Origin of the sequence: Nocardioides sp. NPDC092400, assembly GCF_040684155.1 — a bacterium.
Taxonomy (GTDB): Bacteria; Actinomycetota; Actinomycetes; order Propionibacteriales; family Nocardioidaceae; genus Nocardioides.
Genome location: NZ_JBFBFJ010000001.1, coordinates 377940 through 393888, shown reverse-complemented (window position 1 = coordinate 393888; position 15949 = coordinate 377940). Strand labels below are relative to the sequence as shown.

Below are 15949 nucleotides of genomic sequence, written 5' to 3'. Positions count from 1 at the left end.
GTCCCGCCCACCCCGTCGGGCGAGGTCTGACCGATCGGACGATCCCGGTGGCCCCTCCTGGTCAGGCCGGGACGGCCGTGACGACGACGTTGCTGAGGTAGCGGGTGCCGTCCCAGTCCTCGCAGGTGATGACGACCAGCCGGCCGGGGACGTCCTGGCTGAAGAGCCGCTCCGCGTCGTCGGCGAGCCGGCCCTTGCCGTAGATCCGCACCCGCTCCACGACGTACCGCAGGGTGCCGCGGTCGGTGCGGACCACGATGCCGGAGCCCTTGCGCACCTGCTCCAGGTCGTCGAGCGCTCCCCCGCCGGTGTGGACGGTGTGGCCGGCGACCAGGGCGCTGCCCTCGGCGTCCCCCGGCTTGGCGCCTGCGGCCCACCAGCCGAGGCGCTGGGGGTCCGAGGGCGGGACGAGGGTGCGGTCCGGGGCCTTGACCGGCTCGACCGGGGCGTCCACCCCGAGGTCGGGGATGCGCAGCCGCACCGGCGCGCCCGGTCGACGGGGAGCCGGGACCGCCTCGGCGGTGGTGGCGAGGGACGGGCTGGGTGTGCTGGACGGGGACGCTTCCCCGCGCACGACGCGGGTCCCGCCGGGCTCGCGGGAGAGCCACACGGCTCCGCCCACGACGAGGGCCGCGGCCACGACCAGCACCAGCCACTGGCTGGTGCGGCCGCGGCCGCGGTCCGGGGTCGGTCGCCGGTCAGGCACCCTGGCGGCGGCGCAGCAGCGCCACGGCACCGAGCGCGAGGCCCAGGCCGATGACGATCAGCGGGACCGGCGAGGAGACGAAGTCGACGACCGGGTTGCCGTCCTCGCCCGCGTCGACGGCGGTCGGGACCGCAGCGTCGTCCTCGGCCGCGGCGACCTCGGCGTCACCCTCGGGGCTGGCCGAGGCGTCGATGCCGAGCACGCCGGCGTCACCCCCGTCGGTGCCGTCGGTGCCGTCGGCCTCGGCGGTCGTGCCCTGGACGTCCGCGTCCTCCGACGGGGTGGCCACGGCCGGCTCCTCGCCCTCGCCCGGGGTCGCGGCGGTCTCGCACGGCTCGACCCAGAAGACCTTGGTCTTGGTGTCGTTGCCGTTGCTCTTCGGCGTCGCCACCGTCAGCTTGACGTGGTAGCCCTGCTTGGGGTGCGGCTCGCCGTCGAAGGACAGCGTGTACGTCGCGGTGCCGTCGAGGCCGCTGTCGGTGCCCGCGCCGCTGGCCGGGTCGCCACCGACGAACACGGTGCTCGGCCCGTCGACGGCCAGGCCGACGTCGCTGGTCGGCGCGTGCATCGCGAAGCTGACGGTCGAGACGATGTCGGCGCCCTCGTCGAAGCCGTACCACTCGACCTGGAAGGTGCAGCCCGGGTGCGGGCTGTTGTTCGGGATGCCGTCCAGCTCGCCGAGCGGGGCGATCTTCACCGTGCCGTTGTTGCCGGCCGGGTCGCCGTTGCCCGGGGCGCCCTGGGCGCCGGCGGGCTTGGGGCCGTTGCCGGGCTTGGGGCCGTCCTGCTTCGGGCCGTTGCCCGGCTTGGGGCCGTCCTGCTTGGGCCCGTTGCCCGGCTTGGGGCCGTCCTGCTTGGGCCCGTTGCCCGGCTTGGGGCCGTCCTGCTTGGGCCCGTTGCCCGGCTTGGGGCCGTTGCCCGGCTTCGCGCCGTCCTGCTTCGGGCCGTTGCCCGGCTTCGCGCCGTTGCCGTTGCCCTTGCCGGGCCCGTCGGCGGCCTGGCCGGGAGCCTGCTGGCTCGCGGCGCCGCCGTTGCCGTTGCCGTTCCCGTTGCCCGGGGCGGCCAGGGCGGGGCCGGTGCCGGCCCATCCCGTCAGCGCTACCGCCGCGGCGACGGCGACGTACTTCTTCACAGGCGCGACAGATCGCATCAGATGTCTCCGTGTCCTGCCGGGGATGGCCCGGCGCATGGGTGTCCGAGCGGCGCACCGGGTCCCAGCGGCGTGCCACGTGTGTGGTCTGAGTTGCCCCTGGTCAGAGGCCCCAAAACGGCCGCCACCGACCTGGTCTGGACCAGGCGCAGATCACCCGTCACCCGGAGGCGTCCCGCGCCGTTGTGCTCGTCCGCTCGCGCGAGCTGCAACGACAGGTTCGCCGCTGTGTCGGCACGTTGCAGCGTGCCGACACAGCGGCGAACGTCGCGTGACAGCTCGCGTCCAGCCCCGGATCCGCCTCTCCGGTCACACCCGTCCCGTCCTCCACAGATCCGCGGACGAGGCCTTTACAGACCGCTGTCGCTGGTGATGATGGGTCGGTCGGCAGCATCCATCTCGGGGGACCTGCATGTCACTGACCCACCCAGCCGCACCGGCGCGCGCCGGTCACCACGCGGACCTGCGCACGGACCTGGTCGAGCAGCTCGACCAGCACGTCCGCGAGCTCGTCCGCCGCGAGGGCGTCGACCCGCAGCGCGACGCCGCCGTCGTACGCCGCATCGCCGAGTCGGTGGTCCGCGACCACGACCAGCGCAGCCTGACCGGGCAGGTGGCGTCCGTGCCGGACCCGGACTCGGTCGTGGGAGAGCTGGTCGCGCGGGTCTCGGGGTTCGGACCGCTGCAGCCCTTCCTCGAGGACGCGGCCGTCGAGGAGATCTGGATCAACGACCCGAGCCGGGTCTTCATCGCACGCAACGGCCGCCACGAGCTGACCAACCTGGTGCTCACCACTGCGCAGGTGCAGGAGCTGGTCGAGCGGATGCTGAAGTCGAGCGGCCGGCGCATCGACGTGAGCAGTCCCTTCGTCGACGCGATGCTGCCCGAGGGGCACCGGCTGCACGTCGTCCTCGAGGGCATCAGCCGCGGGTTCTCGGCCGTCAACATCCGCAAGTTCGTGCTCAAGGCCGCCCGCCTGCACCACCTCGTCGAGCTCGGGTCGCTCAGCCCGCGCGCCGCGGCCTTCCTCGAGGCCTCCGTGCGCGCCGGCCTCAACATCCTGGTCGCCGGCGGCACCCAGGCCGGCAAGACGACGATGCTCAACTGCCTGGCCGCGGCCATCCCGGGTGGTGAGCGGGTGATCTCCGCCGAGGAGGTCTTCGAGCTCCGCTTCCCCCACCCCGACTGCGGCGAGGCTCGTGCCGGCTTAGCCGGCGATGAGCTCTTGCACATACTGCGAGGCACCAAGCAGCCAATCGCGACCTACTCGCCCTGCTACTGCGAGAGCGGCCGTCCGATGGTCGAGTGCTGCGAGGTCGCACGGCAGGTGCCCGCGGACATCATCGAGTGGGCCCTGCTTAGGCTTCAGGCTCGTGCCGAGCGGGCGGTGCCCGCACCCGCTCAAGGTCCGCGTGATCGGCCCGCTGATGCACACCCGCACGGAAGTCGCAGACGATGGAGCTGATGGGAGTTCGATGACTCGGGCGACGAGTTCTCCAGATGGTCAGGGGCACCCTGCGTCCAATCGCGCAGCTCGGACCATGTCATTGCGGGAGCGAGAAGCGCTCCGTCGACCGCTGTCTGCTGCCCATCCTCGACGAGCCGTGCGACTGCGGCAATCCGCGGGGAGCAGTCATAAGACCTTCCGCAAGTGCTGCATGGCCGTCGAGGTGCCTGAGCGGGTCGGGCTCGTCACCAAGACTCCGTCCTGAGACCGCCGTGGCGTCGGGTAGGCCATCGAGCCTCCCGGTGCCGCGGCGTTCCACTAGGGTCGCGCCATGCGGCGTGAAGACGAAGCGCGGTCTCGGCCTGCTGGTGATCGGCATCCCGCTCTAGCTGATCGGTCTTGCACTCGCAACGCAGGACAGTGCGCCCGAGAGCGGAGTGGGTCAGGCGCTCATGATCGCGCTGCTCGGCGTCGTGACGATTGGCGCGCTGATCTGCGTCGTCGGCGGCATCATCCTGACTGCCTGGGGACTCCTCCGAGACTAGTTTTCGTATGCCTCTGGGTACGCCTGAGGCAGGACGTACTCGCGCATGTTTGCCACGATCGTTCGACGGTCCAGGCCGGCTGACTTTCCCTGCATGGAGGCCAGGAACCACAACAGGTCGAACGCCGCGGCAACGGTCGCGGCGGTCTTCGGGTTCTGCTCAAGGTCGAGCTTCAACGGGGCCAGCGCAAGCAGCATCATCTCGTCGCTCTCTTCCGACCCGCTGCCCTCGACGTCGATAGCCGAGACTGCATCGAGAAGGAGACGGGCTGCCGCAGCGCGGTAGTGAGGGTTTACCTGCATGTCGTCGCACGCTGCCACGGTCCAGCTCGGCCCGTGATCGTTTCAACAGAACCGCCCCGCATCTCTATCGAAGTGCGGGGCGGTTGTGTGCGCTAACGAAGCGTCAGGGTCCCGGAGTACGAGCCGGTGTTGTACTCGTCGCCCAGCGTCCGTGCGCGCACCTTGACCGCCTTGCCGGCGAAGCGCACCTTCAGGACAGTCCGGCCGGAACTGTTGGTGTAGCCCTTGGTGCCCTTCACGTTCACCCACTTGCCGCCCTTGAGGGCTTGCAGGATGACGTCGGCGTAGTCGTTCGGGAAGTAGCCCTTGGGTCGCTCGTCCTTGCTCACGACGTTGAACCGCACCACCTGTCCCTTGCTCGGGTTCGTGGTTGATGCCTTGACTGTGGTCTGGGTCCGAGGCTTGCGCAGCGTGAACTTCGACGGCGCGAGGTCGAAAGTCGTGTTGTTGTAGTCGTAGTCGTAGGCCGACACGGTGGCACGGATCGTGTAGGTCCCGGGCAGGTAGAAACTGCAGATCTGGAGATCGGAACGCCCGGACGCGGCCGCGTCGTACACGAAGTCAGACGACGCCTCCAGCCCGTCGGGGCCTTCCAGGATGACGTCCATTGACCAGTCCTCGGTGTACTCGGGAAGGTTCACGGAGTACCGGTACGAGTGATCGTGGCACTGGTAGATCACGCCATCCTCGGCACTGGTGCTTCCTCCGGCCGCGTGGGCCGGCGCCGCAGCTACGGTGACGAGCGCAGGTGACAGTAGGACGGTAAGCGCGGTGGCGAGTGCACGGCGTAGCGACATGAGTGTTACTTCCCCAAGAGAGAAAGCCGAGGATCCACGCGTTCGATGAACGCTGGGAGCACCGCTCGGCAACTGGAATACCCGAGAGACCTCTGGTCTCGTCGCCAACGGTAACTCCGCTAGACAGGTCGCGTAGGCGTTCCCATCAATTCTCACTACGTCGCATCCGGAGGCAGCAGCGGCGACATCCGCAGCAGGCACGCCTCCCGCACCCACTTCGTCACCACCGACCAGGGCAACTCGCCGCCGCCGACCGCGAACGTCGTCAGGCCCTCCCACCGGGGCTCCCGGTGACCGGCGACCTGCCGCCACTCCAGCAGGATCCCTGGCGCGACCGGGCCGCGGAACGCCGTCGACTCGTCGACCCACACCGGCACCGACCGGCTCACGTCCATACGGCCCGGTTGTTCGCGCCCATCGCCCGATCCTACGACCGGCGTCGGCTCGGAAACGGCTTTGCGATACGCCAATCCGACTAGGGTTCGGGTACTTGGCCAGTCCTGGGAGAGAGATGCCACAAGACGGATACCGACTCTTCGTAGTCAGCCTTCACGACAATCGAATGAGCGATGAGCAACCTTTTGATAAGGCGCAGGCACGTACTCCTCCTAAGGGGGCGGCTCCTGCTGCCGTCAACTACTTGGATCTCGTCGAGCACTACGTCCAGGACAACGTGGATGCGATCTTCAACATTGGTTCGCTCCCTGAGGACCTAGACGAGGACGATGTGGGCAGGCGCGTAGGGACGTCTACCCGCTTGCAGCGAGCAGAACAGCACGGCGAATCAGTTCGACTGTGGTTCAAGTCGGGGCCCATCCTCAGTGAGGGTGTCGCGGCAGACCCGACTGGCGTTGAGGACGACTTCGACTTAACTGGGAAGTCCACTCTTCAAGACTTCCGCGCCGTCATCCGCACCAAGAAGGGAGCGCGGAGGGCGATCGTTGCGGTAGAGACTCGCGGACGTGCCTGTCCCGCCAACGCGCTGTTGAGGGCACTCAAGTCCTGTAGTGACGTTCCGTGGAGGCTCCGCCTTCACGACCACATCGCCGACGTGGCAGCAGTCCGCGCCTTCGTGGACAAGGGGACCGTCGAACATCTCGAGCTCACCGAGTGGTCGTTTGACGACGACGGCCACAAGGTAACCCGGCTGAATAGCCTTGTGTCTCGAGTGGCAGTGACGGAGCAGCGCAAGAGCAAGACCCGATTGAAGAACTGGATCAGGGTTGGAAAGGTGTCAGCGCCCGACAAATGGAAGAAGGAGGCAACCGCCGTCAAGGACCAGTTCTTCTCGACCAAAGTCGACATACCTTTCAACGACGTTAGCATGACCGTGTCGAGCGGAAATCAGGTGCGCACCTTGCGGCCATCGACGGATTACAGACACTTCACCTACTACCTAGCCGACAAGATCGTCGAGGATTCCACCTTCTTCAGCCAGGCTGGCGGTACCCTAGATTTGATGATCGACGGGGTGCAGGATGCGAAGCAGAGCAAGTAGACTTGCGTGATGAGCCGTCTCATTCCGAACCGGCTGAGCGTGCGCCATGTGCTGTCGGACCACTGGCGCTCCATGCGTAAGCACGGCAGCTCCGTAGCCGATGCGGCTGCTCGGTACGCCTTACTGGTGGTGCCGCTTGCCGTAGGACTTGTCAGCTACGGCCTTGAGTGGCGCCTGCTGTCTCCAACGGCCCTCCTTCCAGCGACGTCACTGCTGGCGGGCGTGCTGCTCGCCACCTCAGGGCAACTGATCTCGTTGCGGGCGCGGATCGCCGACTCGGTTCTCCTGTCCGGAAATCAACGGGTCAAGAACATCTACCGAGAAGCATTGAGCGGTGTCCTGGTTGCCGCCTTGGCGGCGTTACTCGACGCGGTCCTTCTCGCCATTCTGTCTTCAGTTGCTATTCCTCAGGGTGAGACCGGTTGGCGTCTTGACTTCGCTATTGTCGGCTGCGCCTTGGCGCTCACCGTAAGCACCTTCTTGGTGCTGATGTTCCTGGCGTCCGTTCGCAGGTTGTACTTGGCCTACTTGGAGGCCTTCGAGAATGGAGAGGTCCTGCAGCGGCCTCGTTCAACCTCAACCGATGCGCTTCCCTCGGCGGAAGCAGGCCAAGAACTTCCCAGTTCTGCGGAAGACGACGACTCAAGTCTTTCGGAGTTCGAAATTCCGACGCAAGCGCGACGGCATCGAAGCGTTTAGCTAGCGCGGTATCGGGAAATTCTCATTCGCCAGACCACCCTTCGGCATCTGTAGTTTGGTGCGCTGCTCCCCCGGCCGGTGCGCGTTCCAAGCCCGGATCGTCAACGCGAGCCCCTCGGTCTCGTTGATCCGGCCGCCGGTCACCCGGAGACGCGTGATGCGCGCACGCAGGACAGCGATAGGGTCCGCCGCAGCGATGCCGTCGCCATCCGCGACTCGCAGCAGGAACCAGTTGGCCTCGTCGGCGTCGAGTTTGGCGAACAGGTAGTGGCACAGGCCGATCACGCTGGCCGGTAGGCGCTCGCGGGACGCTAAACGCGATGCGAGGTCGGCTGGCGCACGGATCTCAGGGTGCCGCTCGAGGAAGTCGTTCATCTCCAGCGGCGTCGATCGGATCGCGCCCGTGTTCGTGCGCATCCCTTTTTCCCACATGACCGCACGCCGAGCGACCGCGGCCAGGGTGGAGGTGTTCTCCTCCCCTGCAGTTTGAGAGCGTCGGAGTAGGACCGCTTCGCGCCCGCATCGACTGTTGCCATCACGTCGGCAGATAGGCCGCGGATGACGACCGTTGGAACCGTCGTCTGGACAAGCACCGCGGCGCGGAGTCGGTGCTGACCGTTAAGCAGATGGCCGGCGACAATCGAACTTCACCGTTTCCCCGTCCACGTGCCAGCGGCCGACCTCTATGTCCCTGGCGTACCCCTCGACGACCGCCTTCCGTAGGTCACGGTTGTTCGGATTCTTCGACAGCCACAGCTCGGCAAGCTCGGGCGTGTCCTCGGCGATCCCACGGTCGGCTGGTCGTTCACGGGTGTTCACGCGTATGCACGGCTGACCTCTGCGGGTCTGGGTGGAGGGCAGACGTCTCGTCGGAGTGGGTCGCCACCGCTGCGCACGTCGAACCTGGAGCAAGCCCGCCATTCGATGGGCGGGCTGCGTGGTCGTCTCAGCCGCGCGCAGGAGCGGCGAGCCTGACAGGTGGGAGCGGAAGGCGGCGGGTGACCAGCCCGAAGAGTTGCTCGGGCGCGCCAGCGCCGACCTGACGCAACTGACCGTCACGGACGCCGCTAATCGACTGGAACGAGGTGCGGATGCGTTGGCCGGGTTCAGATTGAACGGTAGGGTGACGGCCGGGCGAGAGTGGTAGTCGGATGTCCTGAGCGGCCGTAGTACTTCGTGGGGCCCAGACTTGTGGCCGTTGAACGGCCAGGTTAGAGAGCGCCGCTGCTAGCGGCGGAACCGTCGTCCCGCCGGTGTCTCGGAGCGCCGCACCGGCAGAGCTGTCAGTCGTGGAGAGCCAACCGCGTAGGCCGCGTCCTCTGGATGGAGGCGATGGGAAGTGCCCGCGCGTGGTCCCGGGGAGAACTCGGGCTCGGTAACTCAGCACCCTGTAGGGATCAAGGGTCCGGCCAAGCAGTTGTTGGTACCGGCTTGTACCCCGTGCCGGTGCTGAAGGAGGTGCGAGACCTCCCCACAAGTCAGGTGGTGCCGCCGCAGTCCCTATGGAATGGGTTGGGGCGACGTATGCCCACTGCATCAGCACCCACCTGCACGCGAACAGGGACGCGGGCCTGAAGGCGCGCAAGCCCCGACAGCGATCAGCTCACCACCCGTCCGTTCGCCTCGCGTGTTCGTCGGTGACCAGGGGTGACTTGCGCGTGCTCCTAGGTTGAGAGCAACAACTTCATGACGAGAACGGACTGCGACCCCCGTTCCCCAGGCACCCCCTGGCGTGGAAGGTCGCAGCTTCCCCGCCAGGGGGTTTTCGTCGGAGAGCCGACGCCTGAGGTCGGCCACCGGAGGCCCCGACTCCGTAAGCAAAGGGGTGGTCGTGGGGGAAGCGACCGAGGACTTCCCGAGGTACGCAGGACAGCTGTCTCCGTAAGGGCCTGCGACCCCCGCGAGGACACGAACTCCACCTGACCCAGGGCAGCCGCCCTCCCCCCTCGCGGGAGAAAGGCGTCGTCCAGGCATGGCTGGTGGAAGCGGACGACGCACCTGGTCACATCTGCGACGAGGAAGCTGGTGGTTCAAGGCAGGCCCGCAGCACCGATCGCCCCACAGGGCAGACTTCCTCGACTTTGTCCGGCCCTGCGAGACGACTAATACCCGTCTCGACCTCTCCTCCCCGCACGCCAGCGTGGAGGCCGGATACCTCACGACAAGAGATCATCCGCACAGAGGTTCCTACTCCGGTAGGGACCTCTGCGTCCGTTTCCTTCGAGCCGAGATTCCTGCTCCGCGCCGGCTCCGCCGTCGCTTCGACCTTGTGACCCCAGCCGTTGACCTTCATTGGGTGAGCTCACCGATGGCCAGGAACGCAGCGACGGACTAGAGACAGTTCACATCGCAGACTGGCAGGGTGGACAGCTACTAGGACGGATGATCCACGGACCTACAAGTCGCCATTACTGTGCCCGGCCGCGAGAGGCTCAGCCTGTCGGTGGAGGCTTCCGGTGCAGACGCGTCGAGGAAGACGCCGGGTTCATCTCAGTCGGTCTGCGTGGTGATCGCAGACGGCCGAAGTGCCAGAGTGGTTGACCAGCACGGCGGGAGTTCGATGCTCCCGGTAGCGAAGCTCAAAGCCCGGTCACCGACGGTGGAGACCGACCTGCGGTTCGCTTGTCCGTTGGGAGTACGAAACACGGGCGTGGCTAGTCCGGACACACGCTGCTTCACCGGGTCAGTTCGGGCTAGCCCCGGTAGGACCACCAGGCAGAGTGTCCGACCCGGTGGTATGCGACCGTTCGGGTCTTCTCGCTGCCGCACCGGCGGTAGCGACGGATCTGCCACTCCTCGGTGCCGCTGGCGAAGCGGTCGATCACCCGGCCCCTGGTGCCGAAGATGCGGTTGACCTGCCTCGAGGTGCCGCCCTGTCCGGGCCGGAGTTGCTGCCGTCCGGCTTGATGTAGACCTCGCGCCATTCGTCCTTCGTGACGCAGTTGACCAGCGGATGACCAACCCCGCGACTTGTTTATCAGTCCAACGGCGTTGGTGTCTTCGATCCAGCCGTACTCGACGATCACCTCACCCCCACCACAACGTTGATAGCCCTGGGCGTAGCCGCCGCCTCCGCCGTCGAGCAGTTCGCCCGCCGTGTCGAAGATCTGCGTGACGCGTCGGGGACTCATGCCTTCCTGCGCGGCGCGGTGCTCCTTCCTCGACACGCAACCCGGGCTATCCGCGCGAGCGGGGATGGCCGTCCCGACGGCCAGCGGAAGGACCAGTTCGACAGCGACGGTGGTGGCTAGCGATGTGCGCATCGGAGTCTCCCGTGGCCGGGCCGGTGGACGACCTCCACGTCGTCGCCGGCCTGCACCCGCGGGGATAGGAACGTCGTGGGTCGGCGTCCAGTAGGCCACGGCCGAGCCAGTGCTGTCCACGGATCCGACCTTGGACGGCGGTCGCCCCAGCTACTACGGTCTGGTCACCCGGAGGTCACAGGACTTGGCTATGCCTATGTCCTCCATCATGTCCCCCACCACACCGCTCGAGGTCGTCCGCGAGGCCTACCTCCTGCCCTACGCCGGCGACACCCGCAATGCGTACGTCTATCAGCTCGGCCGCTGGCTCGACTGGTGCACGACCCACGACATCGCCCCTCTGGCAGCCGGGCGGGTCGACGTCGAACAGTTCGTGCATCACCTGCACGTCGAGCTCGGCCACCTGCCCTCCAGCGTGCATGCCGCGCTGACCCCAGTCCGGGGGTTCTATCGGTTCGCCTACGCCGAGGGTGTCATCGATCGCGATCCCGCCGTGCTGGCGCGGCGGCCGCGGAACCCCAAGCCCTATCGGGACACGGTGGGCCTCGATCGAGAGCAGATGCGCTCGTTCCTGCAGGCCGGCGATCGCCTGGGTGGACGGTATGCGGCGGCGGCCTATCTGCTGGCATGCCTTGCGCTGCGCGCGAGCGAGGTCTGTGCGGTGCGGATCGAAGACTTCCAGTGCTCCCTCCGAGGTCACCGCGTGCTCGAGTTGGCCGGCAAAGGAGGCCTGCACGCCCGGATGCCGCTGCCCGTGCCGGTGGTCCGTGCGCTCGAGGTGGGCGCGGAGGGCCGCACCGCGGGTCTGCTGATCCGTCGGCGCGACGGCGCACCGCTGTCTCGGCAGGGTCTGCGCACGTTGGTGCGCACCCTCGGCCGTCGCGCCGGTATCGCCCTGCCCTTGACGCCCCACCTGCTCCGGCACAGCTGCATCACCAACGCCCTGGAGTCCGGGGCGTCCCTGCGGAAGGTGCAGGACCTGGCCCGTCACGCCGAACCTCGGACGACCATGCGCTATGACCGGAACCGCCTGAGCCTGGACGACCACGCCGTGCACGCCGTCGTCGCGTTCATCAGCCCTAGCCGCGACGACAGCGACGAACCGTCACGGGAGGCCGGTCACCACTTCCGGGACGACGACGAGCACGTCACCGCCGCCACCGCAACAGCAGCAGCCAGGCCTTCGTGGCCAGCTGGGACTGGCCACGGGTGGCGGTGAACGGCATCACCAGAGACGTCTGAAGGAACGTGCCCAGGGGCTTTCGGTGACTCCGCTCGCCAACACCCGAGCGCGCCAACTCTGTCGTCGAAGCGGGGGTTGGGACGGATCTGCGGTGCGTGCTGGAAGCGATCGCTGACGTCGTTCCGGCAGTGCTAGGGCAGGCTTTCAGTGCTTTACCCGCGATGAGTCGTTCGTCGGCTGAGTGTCGGGCGGCTCGGTCCGCAGGTCTGCCGGTGAGTCGTCGGCGGGCTCTGAGGGGGCTCGGCGCCGGAGCCGTTCTCGGGTGCGGCGGGCCTGCTGGGTGGCGCTTTCTTTCCCGGTCCGGGCGGCGGAGGTGCCCAGTTCCCGGGCCGCGCGTCCGGTCCCCTGGACACGGCTGCGGAGTTCGTCTCGGGCGTCGCTCCACGACGCTTCGGGCATCTCTCCCAGTGGGTCCGGCGGACGCAGCACTGAGGCCTCCGCGAACCGGGTGATGGTGGCGTCGAGCAGCCGCGCTTGGGCATCGAGGCCCCTCTTGCTGAGCACGTGGTGCACCTCGAGCGGTCCGATCACGCGCACGCGCTCGACGGCCGCGCGGAGCACGCGCACGAGGTCCTGGTCGCGGTCCCGCTGGGCCGCGAGGGCGGTGCGGGCCTCGGTGAGGACGTCGGGAACCTCGGCGGGGTTGCGGCGGCGAACCGCCTGGATCCGTAGGTACTCGTAGAGCTGCAGGGCCTTCTCCGCGACCACGATGAGGTTCAGGACGTCGGCGACGTGCCCGGGCTCGGTCAATCCCTCGAGGCGGGCTTCGCGTCGGGGCACGCTGTCCTCGCCGCGCAGGGCGCCGGCTTGGGTGTGGATGAAGGTCCGCATCGTCTCCAGGTCCTGGCTGATCTTGAGCCGGGTGGACGCGACGCCGTCCCAGTCCTCGGGCCGCAGGAAGCCGTTGCGGTTGGTGGCGGTGACGACGCGGAGCAGCTCGCGGTAGGTCCCGATCACGTCGCCCTGCAGGCGGGCCGAGAGCATCGTGTTGATGCGGTCGACCTTGTCCTCGACCCGCTCCACCGCGTCGTGGACCTGCGCGATCGCCGAGCGCAGGGCGAGCGAGACCGCCGCGGTCTGCAGCGCAAGCGCCTGCTCGGCGGCGAGCGAGACCGGTTCGAAGTTGAGATGGGCCGCCACCTGTCCGCCGGCGCGGCGGGCTACGCCGGGACCGTCGAAGGTCAGGCCCAGCTCCTTGAGCCGGGCGACGCTTTCGGGAGCGAGTCGAAGGTACTCCCCCGCCGTCATGGCCAAGGCGACTCCGGTCGCGCCGGCAGCGACCACATCGGAGGCCGCCAGTCGGGTGCGGCTGGTCGGGTCGGCGGCCAGGCCGGAGAGCAGGCCCTGCACGACGTCCTCGACCTCGTCCGCCGGGCCTTGGACAAGGATCCCGAACTCGTCGGGCACCACCACGACATCGCCGGGCTCACTCATCGCAGGCACCTCATTCCTGACCGTGTTACTGGTTCGCGTGCGTTCCAGGCGCGTCCGCGTTGTCGATGGTGCCAGGATCTTCCTAGGGCCGAGTCGGCTGCCCGTCGGGCGGAGTTCGTGTCGCCAGGCGGCGGAGCCTCGATGGGATTGCTGAACGGTGCCGACGCGGGGTGGGGCGCTCACCGCAGGAGAGCACCGAGGCAGCCGGTGCCCCGTCGTCGATGACAACGGCCAGCCCGGGGTGCTGCCACCCGTGGCATCCGCCTAGCGGTCGGCTGCGGCCTCGAGGAACGTGACGTCGAGATCGAGCGATGCGAACATCCCGGTCAGCATCGCCTGGGTGTTCGTCTCGGCCTGGGCGAGGAGGTCGGAGTCGTCGGCTGCGGCGGCGAGCTTGTCCTCGGCGCGCTGGTACAGCTCGCTCTGGTCGGAGGTGGAGAGGGCGTCTCCGACCCGGTCGAGCACGCCGCGTTCCTGGGAGAACAGGTAGGTGCGGTCCTGGTCGAGATTGGGTTCGGCCAGTTCGGCGGCCGGCAGCCGGACGGTCACCGCGGTGCCGTCCTCGGACAGGTTCAGGTCTCCGTCGCCGAGCCCGGACAGGTCGACGTAGGCGTCGACCGTGCCGTTGGCCACGAACAGGGACCGTTCACCGGCGATGAAGCTCGGCACCCAGCTGACGTCCCGCTCCTCGTCGACGACGACCTGGAAGGTGCCGACGGCGGCGTGGTACTCGCTCAGCTCCTGGACCGACAGCAGCAGCGCGGGCTGGCTGCGATCGATCGACTTCTCCTCGAACGGCAGCCTGAAGCCCAGCAGCCCGGGCAATGTCGATGCCAGGACCAGAGTGAGGACCATCGCGATGACGACGGATCCGATCCACCACACGACACGCACGGGCAGTTCCTCTCGCTGAACCAGGCGCCCGGTTCGTCGACCGGCCCGGTTGCGACCCAAGCCCCGTCCCGGCCGCCGGCAGCCCTGTCCCTAGGCCGCCCTGGACCCCCGACCGGCGCGTGGACGCGTCCCGACCATCGGCTGCCCCATCGCCTCCGCGGCGCGGGTCTCAGCGTACGACGTCGAATCCGTTTGCACCGGCGATTGCGCCGACGTGTACCACCGACGTGTACGCAGTCACTCCCGAAGTGCCGGCTGCCGCCGATGCATCGCCGTGCTGTCCGGCCGCGGTGCGCCGGTGGCCAGGAGGTTGCCGAACAATTTCGGGCGTCCTGCGGAGGCGCCGCCGATTGCTCGCGGCCCGCGCGTCCGGCGGGGGTGGGTTCAGTCGGCTTGCACCCGGTCCCACAACTCGAGGGTCTGGACGATCCAGAAGACAGCGAAGAGCGCGATCATCAGGATCTCGATGACGAGGAACCAATGCACCCACCCTGTCGCCCAGCGGACCACGACGCAGCCGAGGAACCCGATGATCATGGCGGCAGCGATCAGCCCGTAGCGGCTCGGCAGGGCTCTTGCCAGGCGGTTCGGGAGACTCTGCAGGAACACCCGGGTGGGCTCGTCCACGTCTCTCGTCGCGGTGCGGTCGTAGGCCGTCGCCACGACCACCACGACGATGCAGACGAAGAGCGAGATCGCCGAGGTCAGGTGAGCCCACCGTTTGAAGTGGTCCTCGGCCAGAGTGAGCCACGCGGCGTAGGCCACGCAGAAGGCCCACCCTGCTCCGTAGGAGAGACGAAGGGTCGTTCGCCAGTTCGGATCCGCGTCGTGGTCGCGGCGGGCGGCCAGGCTCGGCATGAGCTTCAGCAGGGCCAGCGCGGCGGCGACCACGAGCAGGTAGGTCACCATGTTGTTGACGACGGCCGCCTCGGCTGTCTCGGCGGCGGCCGCCCGAGCTGTGCGGATGGCATCGCCGCGGGCCTCCGCGGCCCTGATGGTCGCCGGACTGACCAGCAGACTGCAGTTGTCGAACTCCCTGGTCGGGACGAACGCGACGACGGGTGCGAACAGACCGGCCAGGTTCAACCCCACGTCCTCCGCCGGCGTGCTCCCGAGCACCGTGATCATCGCCAACGCCAGCGCGACCAGAGCGCCCACGAAGACCGCGCGGCTGGCCGTGTAGTAGTACGCGCTGATCGAGCGCTGCCAACAACCGCCCTCGCTGACCACTTCGTAGCCGATCGAGAAGGCGAGCGCGAGCAGCACGCCCGCCATGCCCAGTCGCAGGTAGGTGTAGGACCGCTTCGCGGTCGCGCTGGGGTCGGCGGCCATGTCGTGTCCTCCCCGGAGCAGGTGCTTGTCTGTCGACGGTCCAGCGCCTGTGGGAGCGGGACAACCCCCACATGCGGGATGCGCGCACCGTCTGCGTTAGCAGGACCTACCGCCCGGGCATACTCAGCCCCCACGACGGCTCGTCGAGAGGCGGGCAGTCGCGGACGAACCCCCGCTCGCGTCGTGATCGGATTCGTTATCCGATGACCGCGCGACCGGGGCCAGCGTGTCGAGCGGACCTCCGGAGTCCGTCCAGAGGCCGCGTCCCCACAGCATGTGCGGAACCGGCGCGGCACCGCGCATACGCGGTCCGAGCTGGTCAGCGGAGGGCTCACCAGGCTCGCTGTCCGATCGCCCTGGACCGGCTAAGGCGGTGAGCGCGGCGGGCGGCCCTGTCGCTGGACCAGGCGCGGAACTTGCCGCGGTGATGGTCAGCATCGCAGCAAGTTCCACTTCTGGCGCGAGGTCGAGGGACGCCAGGTCTCCCAGGACATGAGCACCGGCCAGCCGCCGCCGATTCATCCGCTGCTGAAGCGACAGATTTGTCGCGCCTCAACGGCTAAGGCGGCCCGCCCGCCCTCCGATACGTCCTAGTCTTTCCGCCGCCACCCAAGCCCAAAGGCACACCCTGCCTCGAAC

At 68.1% G+C, this 15949-nt stretch carries 14 protein-coding genes; 4 read left to right on the top strand and 10 right to left on the bottom strand.

Annotated features, from left to right (window positions below; all coding sequences use genetic code 11):
- Window positions 1-61: 61 nt before the first annotated feature.
- Both AB0N29_RS01890 and AB0N29_RS01885 read right to left on the bottom strand, forming a co-directional pair.
- On the bottom strand, window positions 62-706 hold the full coding sequence (locus AB0N29_RS01890) for a class F sortase (RefSeq protein ID WP_364863672.1): 645 nt from the start codon (window positions 704-706) through the stop codon (window positions 62-64).
- Window positions 699-1856 (bottom strand): hypothetical protein, encoded by a 1158-nt coding sequence (locus AB0N29_RS01885; protein WP_364863670.1) that lies wholly within the window; start codon window positions 1854-1856, stop codon window positions 699-701. Before AB0N29_RS01885 ends, AB0N29_RS01890 begins: the two co-directional genes overlap by 8 nt.
- Window positions 1857-2268: 412 nt before the next feature.
- Between AB0N29_RS01885 and AB0N29_RS01880 the strand changes: the two genes are divergently transcribed.
- Window positions 2269-3321, top strand: a complete 1053-nt coding sequence (locus AB0N29_RS01880; RefSeq protein WP_364863668.1) for an ATPase, T2SS/T4P/T4SS family — start codon at window positions 2269-2271, stop codon at window positions 3319-3321.
- Window positions 3322-3844: 523 nt separating this feature from the next.
- Here the strand turns inward: AB0N29_RS01880 and AB0N29_RS01875 are convergent.
- From AB0N29_RS01875 to AB0N29_RS01865, 3 genes are all read right to left on the bottom strand, one after another.
- The gene (locus tag AB0N29_RS01875; protein ID WP_364863664.1) at window positions 3845-4150 is read right to left on the bottom strand and encodes a hypothetical protein; all 306 of its coding nucleotides are present in this window, start codon (window positions 4148-4150) and stop codon (window positions 3845-3847) included.
- Window positions 4151-4242: 92 nt separating this feature from the next.
- The gene (locus tag AB0N29_RS01870) at window positions 4243-4791 is read right to left on the bottom strand and encodes a hypothetical protein (protein ID WP_364863662.1); all 549 of its coding nucleotides are present in this window, start codon (window positions 4789-4791) and stop codon (window positions 4243-4245) included.
- Window positions 4792-5102: 311 nt separating this feature from the next.
- A complete protein-coding gene (locus tag AB0N29_RS01865) occupies window positions 5103-5336 on the bottom strand; it encodes a hypothetical protein (RefSeq protein ID WP_364863660.1) in 234 nt (77 codons plus the stop codon).
- Between the two features lie 173 nt (window positions 5337-5509).
- On the opposite strand from AB0N29_RS01865, the gene AB0N29_RS01860 reads away from it, so the two are divergent.
- The gene (locus AB0N29_RS01860; protein WP_364863658.1) at window positions 5510-6445 is read left to right on the top strand and encodes a hypothetical protein; all 936 of its coding nucleotides are present in this window, start codon (window positions 5510-5512) and stop codon (window positions 6443-6445) included.
- Between the two features lie 9 nt (window positions 6446-6454).
- A complete protein-coding gene (locus AB0N29_RS01855) occupies window positions 6455-7144 on the top strand; it encodes a hypothetical protein (protein WP_364863656.1) in 690 nt (229 codons plus the stop codon).
- Here the strand turns inward: AB0N29_RS01855 and AB0N29_RS01850 are convergent, their stop codons facing one another.
- Both AB0N29_RS01850 and AB0N29_RS01845 read right to left on the bottom strand, forming a co-directional pair.
- Window positions 7145-7561: a hypothetical protein gene (locus AB0N29_RS01850; RefSeq protein WP_364863654.1), complete on the bottom strand. Its 417-nt coding sequence runs from the start codon at window positions 7559-7561 to the stop codon at window positions 7145-7147.
- Window positions 7562-9837: 2276 nt separating this feature from the next.
- Window positions 9838-10311 (bottom strand): hypothetical protein, encoded by a 474-nt coding sequence (locus AB0N29_RS01845; protein WP_364863652.1) that lies wholly within the window; start codon window positions 10309-10311, stop codon window positions 9838-9840.
- Between the two features lie 292 nt (window positions 10312-10603).
- Here AB0N29_RS01845 and AB0N29_RS01840 point away from each other — a divergent pair, with 292 nt between their 5' ends.
- Window positions 10604-11626, top strand: a complete 1023-nt coding sequence (locus tag AB0N29_RS01840; protein WP_364863650.1) for a tyrosine-type recombinase/integrase — start codon at window positions 10604-10606, stop codon at window positions 11624-11626.
- Window positions 11627-11794: 168 nt separating this feature from the next.
- Here AB0N29_RS01840 and AB0N29_RS01835 read toward each other — a convergent pair whose 3' ends face one another.
- The 3 genes from AB0N29_RS01835 to AB0N29_RS01825 all read right to left on the bottom strand — a co-directional run bounded on the left by AB0N29_RS01835 (window position 11795) and on the right by AB0N29_RS01825 (window position 15310).
- Complete coding sequence (locus AB0N29_RS01835; protein WP_364863648.1) at window positions 11795-13267, bottom strand: hypothetical protein; 1473 nt, start codon at window positions 13265-13267, stop codon at window positions 11795-11797.
- 81 nt (window positions 13268-13348) lie between these two features.
- Window positions 13349-14038 carry a DUF4230 domain-containing protein gene (locus tag AB0N29_RS01830; RefSeq protein ID WP_364863646.1) on the bottom strand — a complete coding sequence of 230 codons (690 nt, stop codon included), beginning with the start codon at window positions 14036-14038 and terminating at the stop codon, window positions 13349-13351.
- A gap of 324 nt (window positions 14039-14362) precedes the next feature.
- On the bottom strand, window positions 14363-15310 hold the full coding sequence (locus tag AB0N29_RS01825; RefSeq protein ID WP_364863644.1) for a hypothetical protein: 948 nt from the start codon (window positions 15308-15310) through the stop codon (window positions 14363-14365).
- Window positions 15311-15949 lie beyond the last annotated feature (639 nt).

Bases quoted from the DNA above. Each gene is read 5' to 3' on its own strand.
- AB0N29_RS01885 (WP_364863670.1), bottom strand. From the start codon at position 1,856: ATGCGATCTGTCGCGCCTGTGAAGAAGTACGTCGCCGTCGCCGCGGCG.
- AB0N29_RS01880 (WP_364863668.1), top strand. From the start codon at position 2,269: ATGTCACTGACCCACCCAGCCGCACCGGCGCGCGCCGGTCACCACGCG.
- AB0N29_RS01875 (WP_364863664.1), bottom strand. From the start codon at position 4,150: ATGCAGGTAAACCCTCACTACCGCGCTGCGGCAGCCCGTCTCCTTCTC.
- AB0N29_RS01860 (WP_364863658.1), top strand. From the start codon at position 5,510: ATGAGCGATGAGCAACCTTTTGATAAGGCGCAGGCACGTACTCCTCCT.
- AB0N29_RS01855 (WP_364863656.1), top strand. From the start codon at position 6,455: ATGAGCCGTCTCATTCCGAACCGGCTGAGCGTGCGCCATGTGCTGTCG.
- AB0N29_RS01850 (WP_364863654.1), bottom strand. From the start codon at position 7,561: ATGCGCACGAACACGGGCGCGATCCGATCGACGCCGCTGGAGATGAAC.
- AB0N29_RS01840 (WP_364863650.1), top strand. From the start codon at position 10,604: ATGTCCTCCATCATGTCCCCCACCACACCGCTCGAGGTCGTCCGCGAG.
- AB0N29_RS01825 (WP_364863644.1), bottom strand. From the start codon at position 15,310: ATGGCCGCCGACCCCAGCGCGACCGCGAAGCGGTCCTACACCTACCTG.